The organism is Pseudomonas sp. R37(2017) (genome assembly GCF_002113375.1).
Classification (GTDB): domain Bacteria; phylum Pseudomonadota; class Gammaproteobacteria; order Pseudomonadales; family Pseudomonadaceae; genus Aquipseudomonas.
In genome coordinates this window covers 51,243-69,440 of sequence record NZ_NEHO01000012.1, presented here as the reverse complement: position 1 = coordinate 69,440, position 18,198 = coordinate 51,243, and the positions used below count along the sequence as shown (strand labels likewise).

Annotated in this window: 17 protein-coding genes; 6 read left to right on the top strand and 11 right to left on the bottom strand. The window is 60.8% G+C overall.

The genetic code is table 11. The features are described from left to right. Positions 1-2: 2 nt before the first annotated feature. A complete protein-coding gene (gene trxB, locus CAG47_RS19140) occupies positions 3-959 on the bottom strand; it encodes a thioredoxin-disulfide reductase (RefSeq protein WP_046040086.1) in 957 nt (318 codons plus the stop codon). 315 nt (positions 960-1,274) lie between these two features. Here trxB and cysZ point away from each other — a divergent pair, with 315 nt between their 5' ends. Continuing rightward, positions 1,275-2,027 (top strand): sulfate transporter CysZ, encoded by a 753-nt coding sequence (gene cysZ, locus CAG47_RS19130; RefSeq protein WP_085726401.1) that lies wholly within the window; start codon positions 1,275-1,277, stop codon positions 2,025-2,027. A gap of 57 nt (positions 2,028-2,084) precedes the next feature. Beyond that, on the top strand, positions 2,085-3,284 hold the full coding sequence (locus tag CAG47_RS19125; RefSeq protein WP_085726400.1) for a glycosyltransferase family 1 protein: 1,200 nt from the start codon (positions 2,085-2,087) through the stop codon (positions 3,282-3,284). Between the two features lie 32 nt (positions 3,285-3,316). Here CAG47_RS19125 and CAG47_RS19120 read toward each other — a convergent pair whose 3' ends face one another. The 3 genes from CAG47_RS19120 to CAG47_RS19110 all read right to left on the bottom strand — a co-directional run bounded on the left by CAG47_RS19120 (position 3,317) and on the right by CAG47_RS19110 (position 5,740). Then, the gene (locus CAG47_RS19120; protein WP_085726399.1) at positions 3,317-4,420 is read right to left on the bottom strand and encodes an NADH:flavin oxidoreductase; all 1,104 of its coding nucleotides are present in this window, start codon (positions 4,418-4,420) and stop codon (positions 3,317-3,319) included. A 229-nt stretch (positions 4,421-4,649) separates the two neighbouring features. Beyond that, positions 4,650-5,132 (bottom strand): glutathione peroxidase, encoded by a 483-nt coding sequence (locus CAG47_RS19115; protein WP_085726398.1) that lies wholly within the window; start codon positions 5,130-5,132, stop codon positions 4,650-4,652. 122 nt (positions 5,133-5,254) lie between these two features. Further along, entirely contained in the window at positions 5,255-5,740 is a 486-nt protein-coding gene (locus tag CAG47_RS19110; RefSeq protein WP_085726397.1) for a peptidylprolyl isomerase, read from the bottom strand. Here CAG47_RS19110 and CAG47_RS19105 point away from each other — a divergent pair. From CAG47_RS19105 to CAG47_RS19095, 3 genes are read left to right on the top strand one after another with little or no spacing between them, the layout of a single operon-like run. Then, on the top strand, positions 5,709-6,035 hold the full coding sequence (locus CAG47_RS19105; RefSeq protein WP_085726396.1) for a DUF3565 domain-containing protein: 327 nt from the start codon (positions 5,709-5,711) through the stop codon (positions 6,033-6,035). The genes CAG47_RS19110 and CAG47_RS19105 overlap by 32 nt on opposite strands. A 60-nt stretch (positions 6,036-6,095) precedes the next feature. Then, entirely contained in the window at positions 6,096-8,195 is a 2,100-nt protein-coding gene (gene pta, locus CAG47_RS19100; RefSeq protein WP_085726395.1) for a phosphate acetyltransferase, read from the top strand. Further along, positions 8,196-9,101, top strand: coding sequence for an acyltransferase (locus CAG47_RS19095; RefSeq protein WP_085726394.1), 906 nt, complete (start codon positions 8,196-8,198; stop codon positions 9,099-9,101). 176 nt (positions 9,102-9,277) lie between these two features. Here the strand turns inward: CAG47_RS19095 and cysN are convergent, their stop codons facing one another. From cysN to CAG47_RS19075, 4 genes are all read right to left on the bottom strand, one after another. Beyond that, positions 9,278-11,176, bottom strand: a complete 1,899-nt coding sequence (cysN, locus tag CAG47_RS19090) for a sulfate adenylyltransferase subunit CysN (RefSeq protein WP_085726393.1) — start codon at positions 11,174-11,176, stop codon at positions 9,278-9,280. A 53-nt stretch (positions 11,177-11,229) separates the two neighbouring features. Then, on the bottom strand, positions 11,230-11,571 hold the full coding sequence (locus CAG47_RS19085; RefSeq protein ID WP_085726392.1) for a four helix bundle protein: 342 nt from the start codon (positions 11,569-11,571) through the stop codon (positions 11,230-11,232). A gap of 104 nt (positions 11,572-11,675) precedes the next feature. Further along, positions 11,676-12,593, bottom strand: a complete 918-nt coding sequence (gene cysD, locus CAG47_RS19080) for a sulfate adenylyltransferase subunit CysD (RefSeq protein ID WP_085726391.1) — start codon at positions 12,591-12,593, stop codon at positions 11,676-11,678. 246 nt (positions 12,594-12,839) lie between these two features. Next, a complete protein-coding gene (locus CAG47_RS19075) occupies positions 12,840-13,598 on the bottom strand; it encodes a Nif3-like dinuclear metal center hexameric protein (protein WP_008046198.1) in 759 nt (252 codons plus the stop codon). Between the two features lie 103 nt (positions 13,599-13,701). Between CAG47_RS19075 and algW the strand changes: the two genes are divergently transcribed. Continuing rightward, positions 13,702-14,862 carry a Do family serine endopeptidase AlgW gene (algW, locus tag CAG47_RS19070; RefSeq protein WP_085726390.1) on the top strand — a complete coding sequence of 387 codons (1,161 nt, stop codon included), beginning with the start codon at positions 13,702-13,704 and terminating at the stop codon, positions 14,860-14,862. A 123-nt stretch (positions 14,863-14,985) separates the two neighbouring features. Here the strand turns inward: algW and hisC are convergent, their stop codons facing one another. The 3 genes from hisC to hisG form a co-directional block, all read right to left on the bottom strand. After that, positions 14,986-16,038, bottom strand: a complete 1,053-nt coding sequence (gene hisC, locus CAG47_RS19065; RefSeq protein ID WP_085726389.1) for a histidinol-phosphate transaminase — start codon at positions 16,036-16,038, stop codon at positions 14,986-14,988. 2 nt (positions 16,039-16,040) lie between these two features. Continuing rightward, positions 16,041-17,378 (bottom strand): histidinol dehydrogenase, encoded by a 1,338-nt coding sequence (gene hisD, locus CAG47_RS19060; protein ID WP_085726388.1) that lies wholly within the window; start codon positions 17,376-17,378, stop codon positions 16,041-16,043. A 126-nt stretch (positions 17,379-17,504) separates the two neighbouring features. Continuing rightward, positions 17,505-18,140 (bottom strand): ATP phosphoribosyltransferase, encoded by a 636-nt coding sequence (gene hisG, locus CAG47_RS19055; RefSeq protein ID WP_085726387.1) that lies wholly within the window; start codon positions 18,138-18,140, stop codon positions 17,505-17,507. Positions 18,141-18,198 lie beyond the last annotated feature (58 nt).

The following is an 18,198-nucleotide window of genomic DNA, read 5'->3' as shown; positions in this document are numbered from 1 at the left end:
AATCAGGCGTTCTGCAGATTGTCGAGGTAGCGCTCGGCATCCAGTGCCGCCATGCAACCGGCGCCGGCCGAGGTGATGGCCTGACGGTACACGTGGTCAGCCACGTCACCGGCGGCGAAGATGCCTTCGAGGTTGGTGGCGGTGGCGTTGCCGTCACGGCCGCCCTGCACAACCAGGTAGCCGTCTTTCAGGGTCAACTGGCCTTCGAACAGCGAAGTGTTCGGGGTGTGGCCGATGGCGATGAACACGCCGTCGACTTTCACTTCGTCGAAGCTGCCGTCGTTGTTCTTCAGGCGGGCACCGGTCACGCCCATGTTGTCGCCCAGCACTTCGTCCAGGGTCGCGTTCAACTTCAGCTCGATCTTGCCTTCGGCAACACGGGCATTCAGCTTGTCGATCAGGATCTTCTCGGCGCGGAAGGTTTCGCGACGGTGGATCAGGGTGACCTTGCTGGCGATGTTGGCCAGGTACAGGGCTTCTTCGACAGCGGTGTTGCCGCCGCCGACTACGGCGACCGGCTTGTTGCGATAGAAGAAACCGTCGCAGGTCGCGCAGGCCGAAACGCCTTTGCCCATGAAGGTTTCTTCCGACGGCAGGCCCAGGTAACGAGCGCTGGCGCCAGTGGCGATGATCAGGGCGTCACAGGTGTAAGTCGCGCTGTCGCCGGTCAGGGTGTATGGCTTGGCAGCGAAGTCGACGGCATTGATGTGATCGAAAACGATCTCGGTTTCAAAGCGCTCGGCGTGCTCGCGCATCCGCTCCATCAGCGCCGGGCCGGTCAGGCCGTGGACGTCGCCCGGCCAGTTGTCGACTTCGGTGGTGGTGGTCAGTTGACCGCCGGCCTGCATGCCGGTGATCAGCAGTGGCTTGAGGTTGGCACGGGCGGCATAGACCGCGGCACTGTATCCGGCAGGGCCGGAACCGAGAATAATCACTCGCGAATGACGGACTTCAGACATGACCTGCTCCTGTTGACCGGCCCGGAATACCTGGCGCGGAACGCCGGATTGCCGGCTGGAATAAAAAAGAACGGTTGAAAGCGCTTGGGGAAGGCTTGAACCCGACCGTCCTGTAAAAAGATTGGGTGCAGCGTATCGAGGGGGCGAAGATTAAGGAAATACGGATTAACAATCCAGCTCATAGGTGGTCTCTATGCCATCTGACCGACGATCTCGACGTCTTTGTTACAGTAAATGTCGATACCACTGCCGCGCTTTCGCACCTGAAGCAAAGCCGGTAAGGTCGGCGCGTTTTCCCTCTGCCCGGAGCCTCTTATGCCCGCCCCTGTCCTGTCCGGCCCGCAATACCTGCGCGAAGGTCTCAAGCTGGTGCTGAGCCCCAGCCTGCGTTTGTTTGTGTTGTTGCCGCTGGCGATCAACCTGGTGCTGTTCGTCGGATTGATCTACCTGGCCGGCCATCAATTCAGCCTGTGGGTCGACACGCTGATGCCGTCCCTGCCCGACTGGCTGAGTTTTCTCAGCTACATCCTCTGGCCGCTGTTCGTGGTGCTGGTCGTGCTGATGGTGTTCTTCACCTTCACCATGCTCGCCAACGTCATTGCCGCGCCATTCAACGGCTTCCTCGCGGAAAAAGTCGAAGTAGTGGTGCGCGGCACCGATGATTTCCCGGCCTTCAGCTGGGGTGAACTGGTTGCAATGATCCCGCGCACCCTTGCCCGGGAAATGCGCAAGCTCGGCTACTTCCTGCCCCGGGCGATCGGCTTGTTCATCCTCTCGCTCATCCCGGTGGTGAACATCATCGCCGCGCCGCTGTGGCTGTTGTTCGGGGTGTGGATGATGGCGATCCAATACATCGACTACCCGGCGGACAACCACAAGCTGGGCTGGAACGAGATGCTCGCCTGGCTGCGACAGAAGCGCTGGCAGAGCATGAGCTTCGGCGGCAGCGTGTACCTGGTGCTGTTGATCCCGGTGGCCAACATCCTGATGATGCCTGCCGCCGTGGCAGGCGCGACGTTGTTCTGGGTACGTGAACGCGGCGCGGAAAACCTGGTGGTGCAGCGCTGAGTCATCAGCGCCGGTAGCGCAGTCACAAATCCATCATCCCGACGTCACACTGACGACATGGCCCCAGCCGACACTGGGGTCATGACGACAGCTCTGCATATCACCCTGATCACCGAAACCTTCCCACCGGAAATCAACGGCGTGGCCAATACCCTGGGCCGCTTGTGCGACGGTTTGCGCGCGCGCGGACATCAGGTGGAACTGGTTCGACCGCGTCAGGGCTGCGACCAGCAGTCGGGCAGTGACGATGAATTGTTGCTGTGCCGCGGCTGGCCGCTACCGGGCTATCCCGGCCTGCAATGGGGTCAATCCTCGATGCACAAGCTGCTCCGACGCTGGACGCGTCAACGCCCGGACGTGCTCTACATCGCCACCGAAGGGCCACTGGGCCTGTCGGCCTTGCGTGCGGCACGGCGGCTGGGGATTTCCGTGGTCAGCGGTTTCCACACCAACTTCCAGCAGTACTCCAACCAGTACGGGCTGGGTTTGCTCACGCGCCTGCTGACCCACTACCTGCGCTGGTTCCACAACCGCTCGACCATGACCCTGGTGCCCAGCGTCAGCCAGCGCATGGAACTTGAGCGGCGGCATTTCGAACGGCTGGCGTTGCTGTCCCGAGGCGTCGACAGCGAGCTGTTTCACCCGGCCAAACGCTTGAATGCCTTGCGCGAGCAATGGGGATTGGCCGAGGAAGACATCGCCGTTATCCATGTCGGACGCCTGGCACCGGAAAAAAACCTCGGCCTGCTCAAGCGCTCCTTCAATACCCTCAAGGCGAATTATCCCCGGCGCACGCTGAAACTGATCGTGGTCGGCGACGGTCCGCAGCGCCAGGAACTGCAAAACGAAATGCCCGAAGCGATTTTCTGCGGCACCCAACGAGGTGAAGCCCTGGCGTGTCACTACGCATCAGGCGATGTGTTTCTGTTTCCAAGCCTGACCGAAACCTTTGGCAATGTGGTGCTTGAAGCGCTCGCCTCGGGACTCGGCGTAGTCGCCTACGATCAGGCGGCCGCCGCGCAGCATATACGTCATGGCTACAACGGCGTGCTGGCGATGCCGGGGGATGAAGAAGCGTTCTGCGATGCAGCGGCATGGCTGCTGGAGGACAGGGAAACCCTGCGCAATGTGCGGCTCAATGCGCGCCAGCATGCCAGTCGCCAGGGTTGGGCGACGATCATCGAGCAATTCGAGGGACAGCTGCGGGGGGCGTGTGCCGGGGAGATGATGGTGCCGAATGCGCAGACCTTGCCTTGAGTACTTTATGACCTTGAGGGCCCCATCGCCGCTTAAACCAGGGTCATCAACGCCTCACGGCTGAACGGCAGAATGTCTTCCTCACGGCCGTCGCGCACCTTCTGCGCCCAGTCCGGGTCCACCAGCAACGCACGACCGACCGCCACCAGGTCGAACTCATCGTTGTTCAGGCGCTCCAGCAGTTTTTCCAGGCTGGCCGGTTGCGCGACCTTATCGGTGTTGACCATGAATTGCAGGAACTCGCCATCAAGGCCGACACTGCCCACGGTGATGGTCGGCTTGCCGGTGAGTTGGCGGGTCCAGCCTGCCAGGTTCAACTCGGAACCCTCGAACTCCGGTTCCCAGAAGCGGCGGGTCGAGCAGTGGAAAATATCCACGCCCGCGTCGGCCAACGGCTTGAGGAATTCGCCCAAGGCTTGCGGAGTCTGTACCAGGCGTGCGGTGTAGTCCTGCTGCTTCCACTGGGAGAAACGGAAAATGATCGGGAAACCTTCACCGACAGCGGCACGCACGGCCTGAATCAATTCAATGGCGAAGCGCGAACGGTTGGCCAGGCTGCCGCCATATTCGTCGGTACGCTGGTTACTGCCTTCCCAGAAGAACTGGTCGATCAGATAACCGTGGGCACCGTGGATTTCCACGCCGTCCATACCGATGCTCTGGGCATCCCTGGCGGCCTGGGCGAACGCGGCGATCACGTCCTGGATGTCTTGTTGGGTCATGCCGTGCACCACGACCTGACCTTCCTTCACTTTTTCCGACGGGCCATAACCCGGCACGCTGGCGTCCGGCTCGGTGCCGATACGGCGCACGCTGCCAACGTGCCATAGCTGCGGAACGATCTTGCCGCCTTCGGCGTGAACGGCGTCGACGACTTTCTTCCAGCCGCCCAGGGCCGCTTCACCGTAGAACTGCGGAACGTTCGGGTAGCCGTTGGAAGCCTTGTGACCGACAGTGGTGCCTTCGGTGATGATCAGGCCGACGCCGGCAGCGGCACGACGACGGTAGTATTCGATCACTTTGGCGTCAGGCACGCCGCCCGGGGAAAAGGAACGGGTCATCGGCGCCATGACGACGCGGGTCGGTAGCTCGAGGGTGCCGAGGTGGAACGGTTTGAACAGGGCTTTTACGGGCATGGGGGCGCTCCACGGGAATAGAATTTATGACGGCGATAATATGGAGAGCGCGCCGTGATGAATAGCACTATTGATATGAGTGATTAAGATCAAAAAGGTAAGAGGTATTGCCTGTCTGTAGGAGCGAGCACGCTCGCGATGGTCGTCAACGATAACGCGGGGCGTCTGACATCCCGCGGTGTCAATGCGTTCATCGCGAGCGTGCTCGCTCCTACAGAGGACAGAGATATCAGCCCAGGGCTTTTTCGATCGCGTGAACGACGGTCGAATCATCCGGCGCCGTGCGAGGCGAGAACCGGGCCAGTACACGGCCGTCCTTGCCCAGCAGGAACTTTTCGAAGTTCCAGGTGATGTCGCCGGGAAACTCCGCACCCTCGCCCGCCAGCAGGCGGTACAACTGATGACGTTCATGCCCGTTGACTTCCAGCTTGCTGGACAACGGAAAGGTCACGCCATAGTTGAGGCTGCAGAAATCCTGAATCTCCTGCTCGGTCCCCGGTTCCTGCCCGGCAAACTGATTGCACGGCAAGCCCAGGACGCTGAAGCCTTTGGCCTTGTATTTCTGATAGAGGTTTTCCAGCGCCGCGTACTGTGGGGTCAAGCCGCATTTGGAGGCGACGTTGACCACCAGTACGACTTGGCCTTTGAACGGCGCCAGAGGAAGCTCCTGTCCATCCAGGGCTGTCAATTTAAGGTCGTGAAAAGCACTCATGGCGTACTCCAGATTCGCGTGTTCTTCTCGAAACAGCCACTTGGCGGTGTCGTCAGGGATAACCGCAGACTAAAAAGGCGCCCTCGGGGCGCCTCTCCAGTTATCTGAGCTTAGCGCAGAAATCAGTGGTGATGACCACCTTCGCCATGGATGTGACCATGAGCGATTTCTTCCTGGCTGGCGTCACGGATGGCAACGATCTTGACCTGGAAATTCAGGCGCTGGCCGGCCAACGGGTGGTTGCCGTCAACGGTGACGTCGTCGCCATCCAGATCACGGATGGTCACGATCTGCATCTGGCCGTCTGGCGCGGAAGCGTGGAACTGCATGCCCACTTCCAGCTCGTCGACACCTTCGAACATGCTGCGGCTCAGGGTGCTGACCAGTTCGGCAGCGTATTCGCCGTAGGCATCTTCAGGCTCGACGGATACTTTCAGCTCGTCGCCGACTGCCTTGCCTTCCAGAGCCTTTTCCAGGCCCGGGATGATGTTGCCTGCGCCTTGCAGGTAGACCAGCGGCGCGCCGCCGGCGGAGCTGTCGATGACCTCACCAGCGTCGTTGGTCAGGGTATAGTCGATGGAGACAGCCTTATTGGCGGCGATCAGCATGGGGCGAGACCTTTTGCATAAGAAGATTGAAGGGCCAAGTTTAGCGAAGCAATCGTCCGAAAGCGAACACAACCCGGACAGACGGGTTTCGACGGTCACAGGCTTTCACCAGGACGAGGACGGACACTGGGTGGCCGAGCTTTCCTGCGGCCACACCCAACACCTGCGGCACCAGCCGCCATGGCAATCCCGCGCCTGGGTCATGGACCCTGCGCAGCGCCAGGAAAAAATAGGCCAACCCTTTGCCTGCGGTTGGTGCGCACAAGGCTCGGTTAGCGATAACCTTGGCGACTGAAATTCGGTAGGCGACCGGTTATAGGTCATCACCTTTGCACTGCACCTCCAGAGAATCCGCATGCAAACTTTTTTTATCGCGCCCACCGACTTTGGTGTGGGTCTGACTTCCATCAGCCTCGGGCTGGTGCGTACCCTTGAGCGAGCCGGGCTCAAGGTCGGCTTTTTCAAACCGATTGCCCAGCCGCATCCGGGCGACACCGGCCCGGAACGTTCCACCGAACTGGTGGCGCGCACCCACGGCCTGAAGCCGCCTCAGCCGCTGGGTCTGGCCCATGTCGAGCGCATGCTCGGCGACGGTCAGCTCGACGAGTTGCTCGAAGAAATCATCACCCTCTATCAGCAGGCTGCCGTCGGCAAGGACGTGCTGATCGTCGAAGGCATGGTGCCGACCCGCAGCGCCAGTTACGCCGCGCGGGTCAACCTGCACCTGGCCAAGAGCCTCGACGCCGAGGTGATCCTGGTCTCGGCACCGGAAAACGAAGTGCTGACCGAACTCTCCGGTCGCGTCGAGTTGCAGGCGCAATTGTTCGGTGGCCCGAAAGACCCGAAAGTCCTCGGCGTGATCCTCAACAAGGTCAAGACCGAGGAAAGCATGGAGGCCTTCGCCACGCGCCTGAAGGAACATTCGCCGTTGCTGCGCAGCGGCGATTTCCGCTTGCTCGGCTGCATTCCGTTCCAACCGGAACTGAACGCCCCGCGCACCCGCGACGTCGCCGACCTGATGGGCGCGCAAGTGCTCAACGCCGGCGATTACGAAACCCGGCGCATGACCAAGATCATCATTTGCGCGCGCACCATGCGCAACACCGTGGAGTTGCTCAAGCCCGGCGTGCTGGTGGTGACCCCCGGCGACCGCGACGACATCATCCTCGCCGTCAGCCTCGCGGCCTTGAACGGCGTGCCGCTGGCCGGCCTGCTGCTGACCAGCGACACCCTGCCCGACCCACGCATCATGGACCTGTGCCGGGGCGCGCTGCAGGCCGGACTGCCGGTGCTGTCGGTGAGCACCGGCTCCTATGACACCGCCAACCTGCTCAATGGCCTGAACAAGGAAATCCCCATCGACGATCGCGAGCGCGCTGAAATCATCACCGACTTCATCGCCAGCCACCTCGATGCCAGCTGGTTGCATCAGCGCTGCGGCACGCCACGGGAGATGCGCCTGTCGCCAGCGGTGTTCCGCTATCAGTTGATCCAGCGCGCCCAGGCAGCCAACAAGCGCATCGTGTTACCCGAAGGCAGCGAGCCGTTGACCGTGCAGGCCGCCGCGATCTGCCAGGCCCGTGGCATCGCCCGCTGTGTGTTGCTGGCCAAGCCCGAGGACGTGCAGGCCGTCGCCCGCGCCCAGGGCATCGAGCTGCCGCCAGGCCTGGAAATCATCGACCCGGACTTGATCCGCGAGCGCTATGTCGAGCCGATGGTCGCGCTGCGCAAAAGCAAAAGCCTCAATGCGCCGATGGCCGAGCAACAACTGGAAGACACCGTGGTGATTGGCACCATGATGCTGGCCCTGGATGAAGTCGACGGCCTCGTCTCGGGTGTGATCAACACCACCGCCAACACCATCCGCCCCGCCCTGCAACTGATCAAGACAGCACCTGGCTGCACCCTGGTGTCCTCGGTGTTCTTCATGCTGTTTCCAGAGGAGGTGCTGGTCTATGGCGATTGCGTGATGAACCCGCACCCAAGCGCCAGCGAACTGGCCGAGATTGCCCTGCAAAGCGCCGATTCGGCCGCCGCCTTCGGCATCACCCCACGGGTGGCGATGATCAGCTACTCCAGCGGCGAGTCGGCCAGCGGCGAAGAAGTCGAGAAAGTCCGCGAGGCGACTCTGCTGGCCCACGAACAACAGCACTCGCTGCTGATCGACGGCCCGTTGCAGTACGACGCCGCCGCCAACGAAAGCGTGGCCCGGCAATTGGCGCCGAACAGCCAGGTGGCCGGTCGCGCCACGGTGTACGTGTTCCCCGACCTCAACACCGGCAACACCACCCACAAGGCCGTACAGCGCAGCGCCGACTGCGTCAGCCTCGGGCCGATGCTGCAAGGCCTGCGCAAACCGGTGAACGATTTGCCCCGCGGCGCGCAGGTCGACGACATCGTCTACACCATCGCCCTGACCGCGATTCAAGCCGCCAACCGAACCATGGATGTGTAAATGCTGGATTTTCTACCCGCCCCGCTGCGCGGCGTGATCGCCGCATTGCTGTTGGCACTGAACACGATTTTGCTCTGCTCGTTCCTGTTCTGCGTGGCGCTCGTCAAGGTATTGCCGTTCGCCTTTACCCAGCGCCTCTCGGGCTGGTTGATGAGCCATACCCACGAAGCCTGGATCAGCCTCAACAAAGGCTGGATGAACCTGGTCCGTCGCACCCGCTGGCACATCAGCGGCCTGCAAGGCCTGGACTATCGGCACTCGTACCTGATCACCAGCAACCACCAGAGCTGGGTCGACATCCTGGTGTTGCAATACGTGCTCAATCGGCGCATTCAGCCGCTGAAGTTCTTTCTCAAGCAGGAGCTGATCTGGGTTCCAGTGATCGGCCTGGCCTGGTGGGCGCTGGGCTTTCCGTTCATGAAGCGCTATTCCAAGGCCTATCTGGAGAAGCACCCGGAAAAGAAAGGCAAGGACCTGGAAACCACCCGCAAGACCTGTGCGAAATTCCGCGACAACCCCGTGGGCATTTTCAACTTCGTCGAAGGCACGCGCTTCACCGAAGGCAAACATGCCCAGCAGCAGTCTCCGTTCAAGTACCTGCTCAAGCCCAAGGCCGGCGGCATTGCCTTTGTGCTGGATGCGATGGGTGAGCAACTGGAGTCCATCGTCAACGTGACCATCCATTACCCGGCCGGGCGACCTGGATTTTGGGACCTGCTGTGCGGCAACGTTGCAGACGTGGTGGTGCACTTTGAAGAACTGAGGATACCGCCGCAGTTCATCGGCAAGAACTACGAGCAGGATGGTGAGTATCGCCTGCAATTCCAGGGCTGGATAAACCAGCTGTGGCAGGATAAGGATGCTTTGCTTGCGCAGATGCATCGGGAGTATCCAGCAAAGTTTTGAGGCGCCTTTAACGACCTCATCGCGGGCAAGCCCGCTCCCACAGGTTTGGCGTACACCACATACCTTGTAGGGCTTGCCCGCGAAGAGGCCTGAACAGACACAAAAAAGCCCGCAGACAATCTCTTGCCTGCGGGCTTTTTCTTGCAGCTTGCAGCTAAAAGCCTGCTGCTTTCAGCTTAGATCGCACCACGCTCACGCAGCAGACCCAGCACTTGCTTGACGCCTTCTTCCAGCGACACGGACTGGGTGTCGATCACCAGATCGGCATCCAGCGGTACGTCGTACGGGAAGGACTCGCCCGGGATGTTGTCCCCGGCCGCCGCGTACAGGCCTTGCGGATCACGCTCGGCGCAGACTGTCGGCGAAGCCTGGACGTAGACCGTCAGCAGACGCTCTTTGCCGATCAGCTCACGAGCCTGTTCACGACCTTCGGCACTCGGCGCAACGAACGCCGCCAGGGTCAGCAGACCGGCTTCGTTGAACTGGCGCGCAACGTGCGCGGCACGACGCCAGTTCTCGGTACGCCCGGCGCGATCCTGTGGCAGACCTTTGTTCAGGTCGTGACGCAGGTTCTGGCCATCGAGCACGAACACTGCACGACCCAGGTCGAACAGCTTGCGTTCAACCGCATACGCCAGGGTGCTTTTGCCCGCGCCCGACAAACCGCTGAACAACACGGTGGCCGGTTGCTGGCCGAAGCGCTGTGCGCGCTCTTCGGTGGCGACGTGAGCCAGTTTGCCGTGGTGCGTGGCATTGCCGTGCGCCAGAGGCTGGGCGACGATCATGCCCGCGCCAACGGTACCGTTGGTCAAGCGGTCGATGACGATGAACGCACCGGTGGTGCGGTTGCTGTCGTAACCGTCGAGGGCAATCGGCGCGTCGAGCGCGATCTTGACCTTGCCGATTTCGTTCAGTTGCAACGCACTCGCAGAACCTTCTTCGAGGGTGTTGACGTCGACCTTGTGGACGATGCTGGCAATGGAGCCCGGCACGTAACTGGTAGCGCGCTTGATGTCGTATTTCTTGCCCGGCAGCATCGGTTCTTCGGCCATCCAGACCAGCATCGCTTCGAAGCTGTCGGTCACCGGCGGCACGTTGTCGGCGTGAACCAACAGGTCGCCACGGGAGATGTCGATTTCGTCTTCCATGGTCAGCGTCACTGCCTGACCAGGACCTGCGTGTTCCAGTTCACCTTCGAAGGTGACGATGGACTTCACGCGGCTGCTCTTGCCCGACGGAAGCACCACGACTTCGTCGCCTTTCTTGACGATACCGCTGGCCAGGGTGCCGGCGAAACCGCGGAAGTTCAGGTTCGGACGATTGACGTACTGCACCGGGAAACGCATGTCGGTGAAGTTGCGGTCACCCGCCACTTCCACGGTCTCGAGAATTTCCATCAGCGACTGGCCGGTGTACCACGGCGAGCGCTCGGACTTGTTCACCACGTTGTCGCCCTTCAGAGCGGACATCGGCACGAAGTGCATGCTGGTGGGCTTCATCTTCAAGCCTTCGGCGAACTGCAGGTAGTCGGCCTTGATCGACTCGAACACGCCCTGGTCGAAGTCCTTGAGGTCCATCTTGTTGATGGCCACGACGATGTGCTTGATGCCCAGCAACGAGGCGATGAAGCTGTGGCGACGGGTCTGGGTCTGCACGCCGTAGCGGGCATCGACCAGGATGATCGCCAGGTCACAGGTGGAAGCACCGGTGGCCATGTTGCGGGTGTACTGCTCATGACCGGGGGTGTCGGCAATGATGAACTTGCGCTTGGCGGTGGAGAAATAGCGGTAGGCGACATCGATGGTGATGCCTTGCTCACGCTCGGCCTGCAGGCCGTCGACCAGCAACGCCAGGTCGATGTCTTCGCCGGTGGTGCCGACTTTTTTCGAGTCGCGGGTGATCGCTTCCAGGTGATCTTCGTAGATCATCTTGGAGTCGTGCAGCAGGCGCCCGATCAGGGTGCTCTTGCCGTCGTCGACGTTACCGCAGGTCAGAAAGCGCAGCAGTTCCTTACGTTCGTGCTGGCCCAGGTAGGCGAGGATGTCCTCGCTGATCAAATCAGATTGGTGGCTCATTGCATTCAAGCTCCGAGCTGTAAGCTTCAAGCGGCAAGCTTGTCGGCGTACAGCTAGTCAGAAATTTTTTTGATCAAGCCGCAAAGCATCTTTGAAAGCTCGCGGGTTTCCGTAATCCAGTTTTCAGCCAGCGGATGGGCGATGTAAGCAATGTCGCTGCCGATGAGAATTTGTGTTCGTAACTCTGCGCAAGAAGCCTTCGCGATCCAAAGAAAACGTACCTTTTCTTTGGCGCTGCGACGCTCCATTCCCTCAGCGATGTTCGAGGGTACCGAAAGTGCTGAGCGGGTGATCTGGTCCTTGAAACCAAAATCCACGCATTGGGCAAACTCTCGGTAGATCCCCACTGCCAGACACTTGCTTCTCTGCCAAACAATCAACTTCTCGAAATCCATTACGAGTCACTCAATCGCGGCTCGCAACAACCGGCTGCAAGCACCAAACCACGACGTTACGCATACCGCCCTTAACTTGCAGCTTGCCGCTTGTAACTCGAAGCTTAGAAATACCCTTGCCGTTTTTTGTCTTCCATCGAGCCTGCGCCATCGTGGTCGATGACACGGCCCTGGCGCTCGGAAGTTCGCGTCAGGAGCATTTCCTGAATGATGTCCGTGAGGCTTTCGGCCTCGGACTCCACCGCGCCCGTCAACGGGTAGCAACCAAGGGTACGGAAACGCACTTTCTTTTTGACGATGCGGGCTTTTTCTTCATCGCTCAGGTGTTCGAGGATGCGCTCGTCGTCGATCATGATCAGCGTGCCGTTCTTCTCGATGACTTCACGTTCGGCGGCGAAGTACAGCGGGACGATCGGGATGCCTTCCAGGTAGATGTACTGCCAGATGTCCAGCTCGGTCCAGTTCGACAGAGGGAAGACGCGGATCGACTCACCCTTGTTGACCTTGCCGTTGTAGACGTTCCACAGCTCGGGACGCTGGTTTTTCGGATCCCAGCGGTGCTTGCTGTCGCGGAACGAGTACACGCGCTCCTTGGCGCGGGACTTCTCTTCATCGCGACGGGCGCCGCCGAACGCTGCGTCGAAACCATGCTTGTCGAGTGCCTGCTTCAGGCCCTCGGTTTTCATGATGTCGGTGTGCTTGGCGCTGCCGTGGGTGAACGGGTTGATGTTCTGCGCCACGCCATCCGGATTGACGTGGGTGATCAGGTCCAAGCCCAGATCCGCAACCATCTTGTCGCGGAAGGCGTACATTTCCTGGAATTTCCAGCGAGTGTCGACATGCATCACCGGAAACGGCAGCTTGCCCGGGAAGAACGCCTTGCGTGCCAGATGCAGCATCACGGCGGAGTCTTTACCGATGGAGTACAGCATCACCGGGTTGTCGAACTCGGCGGCCACCTCGCGGATGATGTGGATGCTTTCCGCCTCCAGCTGTTTCAGATGCGTCAGTTTGTCGACCATGGCTACTCACGAAAGCTTTCTTATGAACGGCCAGCGGGCCGTGTTCGAGCGGGGATCCTAGCACAGCGACCTCTTCTAATCAGGACGCCAACTAGACCGAAAGAGCATATGAATATGCCCCTGCGTTTGGGCGCCCCTGTAGGAGCGAGCACGCTCGCGATGGTCGTCAACGATAACGCCGGGTACCTGATGCCCCGCGGTGTTCTTGCGTTCATCGCGAGCGTGCTCGCTCCTACAGGGTGAGTGTCAGATCGGGTTCGGGCAATCGATGAAGATGTGCTCCAGCGCAAAGCGTCGCGCCAGGTAATCTCCCAGCGCCTGAACGCCGTAACGCTCGGTGGCATGGTGACCGGCGGCGATGAAACTGATGTCGTTTTCCCGGGCACTGTGGAAAGTCTGCTCGGAAGCCTCGCCGCTGAGGTACAGATCGACGCCGGCCAGAATGGCCTGATCGATGTAACCCTGGCCACCGCCTGTGCACCAGCCGACGCGACGGATCATGGCGCTGCCTTCGATCAGCAGCGGCTCACGGCCCATGACTTCCTGGACGCGACGGGCGAAATCCCGGGGCATCATCGGCTCATTCAGCGAGCCGACCAGGCCGACAATTTTCAGGTTGTCCGGGTCCAGCGGGCCTTCGACGGTGATGTCGAGCTGCCGTGCGAGCTGCACGTTATTGCCGACATCCGGGTGCAGATCCAGCGGCAGGTGATAGGACAACAGGCTGATATCGTGCTTGAGCAAGGTCTTCAAGCGGCGCTGTTTCATGCCGGTGATACAAGGGTTCTCGCCCTTCCAGAAGTAACCATGATGCACCAGCACCAGGTCGGCATTGGCCTCCACGGCGGCGTCGAGCAAAGCCTGGCTGGCGGTGACGCCACTGACAATGCGCATCACTTGCGGACGGCCTTCGACCTGCAGGCCATTCGGGCAGTAATCGGCGATTTTGGCGCTGTTGAGGTAACGGTCGGCTTCTTCGACGAGGGTGCTCAGGGCGACGGCCATAAAAGACTCCTAAATATCCCGTTCAGAGGCGCGTGCGGCCTCGTATAATGCGCATCATTATGAGCGGTCTCATACCGCCTGCAACTCTCTCAGGAACTGCTTAATGCTCAAGGCGCTGCGTTTTTCCGGCTGGCCGCTGTTGGCCGGCGTGCTTGTCGCTCTTTTGATAATCCAGCGTTACCCGCAGTGGGTCGGGCTCCCGAGCCTCGACGTCAACCTGCAACAAGCGCCGCAAACCACCAGCATGCAGCAGGGTCCGGTGTCCTATGCCGACGCAGTGACCACCGCCGCGCCGTCGGTGGTGAACCTGTACACCACCAAAGTCATCAACAAACCCAATCATCCGTTGTTCGAAGATCCACAGTTCCGGCGTTTCTTCGGCGATAACTCGCCCAAGCAGAAGCGCATGGAATCGAGCCTCGGTTCCGGCGTGATCATGAGCCCGGAAGGCTACATCCTGACCAACAACCATGTGACCAGCGGCGCCGACCAGATCGTGGTGGCGCTCAAGGACGGCCGGGAAACCCTGGCACGGGTGATTGGCAGCGACCCGGAGACTGACCTCGCGGTTCTGAAAATCGACCTGAAAAACCTGCCGTCGATCACCGTGGGGCGCTCCGACAACATCCGTATCGGCGATGTCGCGCTGGCCATCGGCAACCCGTTTGGCGTCGGCCAGACCGTGACCATGGGCATCATCAGCGCCACCGGACGCAATCAACTGGGCCTGAACAACTACGAAGACTTCATCCAGACCGACGCCGCAATCAACCCCGGCAACTCCGGCGGTGCGCTGGTGGATGCCATTGGCAACCTGACCGGCATCAACACGGCGATCTTCTCCAAGTCCGGCGGTTCCCAGGGTATCGGTTTCGCGATTCCGGTGAAGCTGGCGATGGAAGTGATGAAGTCGATCATCGAGCACGGCCAGGTGATTCGTGGCTGGCTGGGTATCGAAGTGCAACCGATGACTCAGGAGTTGGCCGAATCGTTCGGTTTGTCCGGGCGCCCTGGCATTGTCGTGGCGGGGATTTTCCGCGATGGTCCGGCACAGAAAGCCGGCCTGCAACTGGGTGATGTGATTCTTGCCATCGATGGCGAACCGGCGGGAGATGGCCGACGCTCGATGAATCAGGTGGCGCGGATCAAACCGACAGACAAGGTCGTGATCGAGGTCATGCGCAACGGCAAGGAACTCAAGCTGACCGCGGAAGTCGGCTTGCGTCCGCCGCCGGCACCGACCCAGGAGAAAGAAGAAGAGTAAACAGCTAACCCGGAAACCTGTAGGAGCGAGCAAGCTCGCGATGGCGGCCTTACAGTCAACGACGATGTTGAATGTTATGGCCTCATCGCGAGCTTGCTCGCTCCTACAGGGGGCAATGGTGGCTTACAGGTCGCCGAGGCCGTCGATCAGCGCCTGGTTCTGCTCTGGCGTGCCGATGGAAATCCGCAGGAACTGCGCGATCCGCTCCTGTTTGAAGTGCCGAACGATCACGCCTTGTTCACGCAACTTCGCCGCAAGCCCTGCCGCATCGTGTTGCGGGTGACGGGCAAAGATGAAGTTCGCGGCTGACGGCAAAACCTCGAAGCCCTTCGCTTCCAACTGCGAAACGACCTTCTCGCGGTTCTCGATCACCAACCGGCAGGTCTTGTCGAAATACTCACGATCCTCGAACGCGGCAGCGGCGCCGACATTCGCCATACGGTCCAGCGGATAAGAGTTGAAGCTGTTCTTGATCCGCTCCAGCGCCTCGATCAGGTCCGGATGCCCGACTGCCAGCCCCACCCGCAGCCCCGCCAGGGAACGGGATTTGGACAGGGTCTGCGTCACAAGCAGGTTTGGATAACGATCCACCAGCGCAATCGCGGTTTCACCGCCGAAATCGATGTAAGCCTCGTCGACCACCACCACGGAGTCCGGGCTGGCCCTGAGAATCTGCTCCACCGCTTCCAGCGCCAGCAGGCAGCCCGTCGGGGCGTTCGGGTTGGGGAAAATGATCCCGCCGTTTGGCCTGGCATAGTCCGCCGGGTTGATCCGGAATTGCTCGTCCAGCGGCACCGCGTCGAACTTGATGCCGTACAACCCGCAGTAAACCGGATAGAAGCTGTAGCTGATGTCCGGGAACAACAGCGGCTGATCGTGCTGCAGCAGACCGTGGAAGATGTGCGCCAGCACTTCATCGGAGCCGTTGCCGAGGAACACTTGATTGCTTTGTACGCCGTAGTACCTGGCGACCGCATTCTTCAGCAGATCGCTGTTCGGGTCCGGGTACAGGCGCAGGTTGTCGTTCAGTTCGGTCTGCATCGCGGCCAAGGCCTTGGGCGATGGACCGTACGGGTTTTCATTGGTGTTGAGCTTTACCAGCCTGGCCAGCTTCGGCTGCTCGCCAGGGACGTAAGGCACCAGATTCTTGACGAACGGGCTCCAGAATTTACTCATGCTCAGTTCCCCTGCCCTTGTGGAAGGTCTTCGTCGACGATGCGGTATTCGGCGCTGCGCGCGTGGGCGGTCAGCGACTCGCCACGGGCCAGCACGGAAGCGGTTTTGCCCAACTCGGAAGCGCCCTGCTCGGAACAGAAGATGATCGACGAGCGTTTCTGGAAGTCGTACACACCCAGCGGCGAGGAGAAACGCGCAGTACCGGAGGTTGGCAAGACGTGGTTCGGGCCTGCGCAGTAATCACCCAGGGCTTCGGACGTGTGACGGCCCATGAAGATTGCGCCAGCGTGGCGGATCTGCGGCAGCCAGGCTTGCGGATCGGCAACCGACAACTCCAGGTGCTCCGGCGCGATGCGGTTGGCCACTTCGATGGCCTGTTCCATGTCGCGCACCTTGATCAAGGCACCTCGGCCATTGATCGAGGTTTCGATGATCGCGGAACGTTCCATGGTCGGCATCAGCCTGGCGATGCTGGCAGCGACCTTGTCGAGGAACCCGGCATCCGGGCTGACCAGAATGGCCTGGGCGTCTTCATCGTGTTCGGCCTGGGAGAACAGGTCCATGGCGATCCAGTCCGGATCGGTCTGGCCGTCGCATACCACGAGGATTTCCGAAGGGCCGGCGATCATGTCGATACCGACCTGGCCAAACACGTGGCGCTTGGCGGTCGCTACATAGATGTTGCCTGGGCCGACCACTTTATCGACCTGCGGCACGCTTTCGGTGCCATAAGCCAAAGCCGCGACGGCCTGGGCGCCACCGATGGTGAACACACGGTCGACACCGGCGATGCAGGCCGCAGCCAGCACAAGCTCGTTGACTTCACCACGCGGGGTCGGAACGACCATGACCACTTCGGCGACACCCGCGACCTTGGCCGGAATCGCGTTCATCAGTACCGACGACGGGTACGACGCCTTGCCGCCCGGCACGTACAGACCGGCACGGTCCAGCGGCGTGACCTTCTGGCCCAGTACGGTGCCGTCGGCTTCGGTGTAGCTCCAGGAGTCCTGCTTCTGCTTCTCGTGGTAGCTGCGCACGCGGGCTGCCGCCACTTCCAGTGCTTCGCGCTGAGGCACGGAGATACGAGTAAGCGCCAGTTCCAGACGCTCGCGCGGCAGGATCAGGTCGGCCATGGACTTCACGTCCAGGCCGTCGAACTGGCGGGTGAAATCCACCAGCGCCGCGTCACCACGCTCGCGCACGGCCTTGATGATGTCCAGCACTCGCTGATTGACCGAGTCGTCAGACACACTTTCCCAGCTCAGCAGATGATCCAGATGATGCGCGAAATCCGGGTCAGCAGCGTTGAGTCGGCGAATTGCAGTCGGTGCGGTCATAGCGAGAGCCTCATAGGAATGGCAAAAACTCAGGCGCCCTAACTTAGCAGTCGTTTCCGCTTGGGCACCTGAGAATTCTGGCTATGAGGCGGATAGACGGGCGCGACTCAGCGTCGCGCAGGTGAATCAGCCGCGGTGTCGAGACTCCACTGCCTTGCGCAGGGTGTCGATCAACGCCTGGATACGGGCGTGCTGCATCTTCATCGAAGCCTTGTTGACGATCAGGCGGGAGCTGATGGCCGCGATGAAATCTTGTGGCTCCAGGCCGTTGGCCCGCAGCGTGTTACCGGTGTCGACCACGTCGATGATCTTGTCCGCCAGGCCGATCAGTGGCGCCAGCTCCATCGAGCCGTAAAGCTTGATGATGTCGACCTGACGGCCCTGCTCGGCGTAGTAGCGCTTGGCGACGTTGACGAACTTGGTGGCGATGCGCAGACGCCCCTTGGGCTCGGCTGCACCGACCTTGCCGGCGGTCATCAGCTTGCACTTGGCAATTTGCAGGTCCAGTGGCTCGTACAAGCCTTGGCCACCAAATTCCATCAGCACGTCTTTACCGGCGACACCCAGATCGGCGGCACCATGCTCGACATAGGTCGGCACGTCGGTGGCACGCACGATCAACAGGCGTACATCTTCCTGGGTCGTGGGGATGATCAGCTTGCGGCTCTTGTCCGGATTCTCGGTCGGCACGATGCCCGCTTCAGCCAGAAGCGGCAGGGTGTCGTCAAGGATGCGGCCCTTGGACAGTGCGATAGTCAACATGGGAAACGTCAGTCCTTATCAAGGTACTCATGTCCGGTCGCAAATGGCGCCGGACACA

Coding starts and splice junctions, on each gene's coding strand:
- trxB (WP_046040086.1), bottom strand. CDS start 959: ATGTCTGAAGTCCGTCATTCGCGAGTGATTATTCTCGGTTCCGGCCCT.
- cysZ (WP_085726401.1), top strand. CDS start 1,275: ATGCCCGCCCCTGTCCTGTCCGGCCCGCAATACCTGCGCGAAGGTCTC.
- CAG47_RS19125 (WP_085726400.1), top strand. CDS start 2,085: ATGGCCCCAGCCGACACTGGGGTCATGACGACAGCTCTGCATATCACC.
- CAG47_RS19120 (WP_085726399.1), bottom strand. CDS start 4,420: ATGCCCGTAAAAGCCCTGTTCAAACCGTTCCACCTCGGCACCCTCGAG.
- CAG47_RS19115 (WP_085726398.1), bottom strand. CDS start 5,132: ATGAGTGCTTTTCACGACCTTAAATTGACAGCCCTGGATGGACAGGAG.
- CAG47_RS19105 (WP_085726396.1), top strand. CDS start 5,709: ATGGAGACAGCCTTATTGGCGGCGATCAGCATGGGGCGAGACCTTTTG.
- CAG47_RS19110 (WP_085726397.1), bottom strand. CDS start 5,740: ATGCTGATCGCCGCCAATAAGGCTGTCTCCATCGACTATACCCTGACC.
- pta (WP_085726395.1), top strand. CDS start 6,096: ATGCAAACTTTTTTTATCGCGCCCACCGACTTTGGTGTGGGTCTGACT.
- CAG47_RS19095 (WP_085726394.1), top strand. CDS start 8,196: ATGCTGGATTTTCTACCCGCCCCGCTGCGCGGCGTGATCGCCGCATTG.
- cysN (WP_085726393.1), bottom strand. CDS start 11,176: ATGAGCCACCAATCTGATTTGATCAGCGAGGACATCCTCGCCTACCTG.
- CAG47_RS19085 (WP_085726392.1), bottom strand. CDS start 11,571: ATGGATTTCGAGAAGTTGATTGTTTGGCAGAGAAGCAAGTGTCTGGCA.
- cysD (WP_085726391.1), bottom strand. CDS start 12,593: ATGGTCGACAAACTGACGCATCTGAAACAGCTGGAGGCGGAAAGCATC.
- CAG47_RS19075 (WP_008046198.1), bottom strand. CDS start 13,598: ATGGCCGTCGCCCTGAGCACCCTCGTCGAAGAAGCCGACCGTTACCTC.
- algW (WP_085726390.1), top strand. CDS start 13,702: ATGCTCAAGGCGCTGCGTTTTTCCGGCTGGCCGCTGTTGGCCGGCGTG.
- hisC (WP_085726389.1), bottom strand. CDS start 16,038: ATGAGTAAATTCTGGAGCCCGTTCGTCAAGAATCTGGTGCCTTACGTC.
- hisD (WP_085726388.1), bottom strand. CDS start 17,378: ATGACCGCACCGACTGCAATTCGCCGACTCAACGCTGCTGACCCGGAT.
- hisG (WP_085726387.1), bottom strand. CDS start 18,140: ATGTTGACTATCGCACTGTCCAAGGGCCGCATCCTTGACGACACCCTG.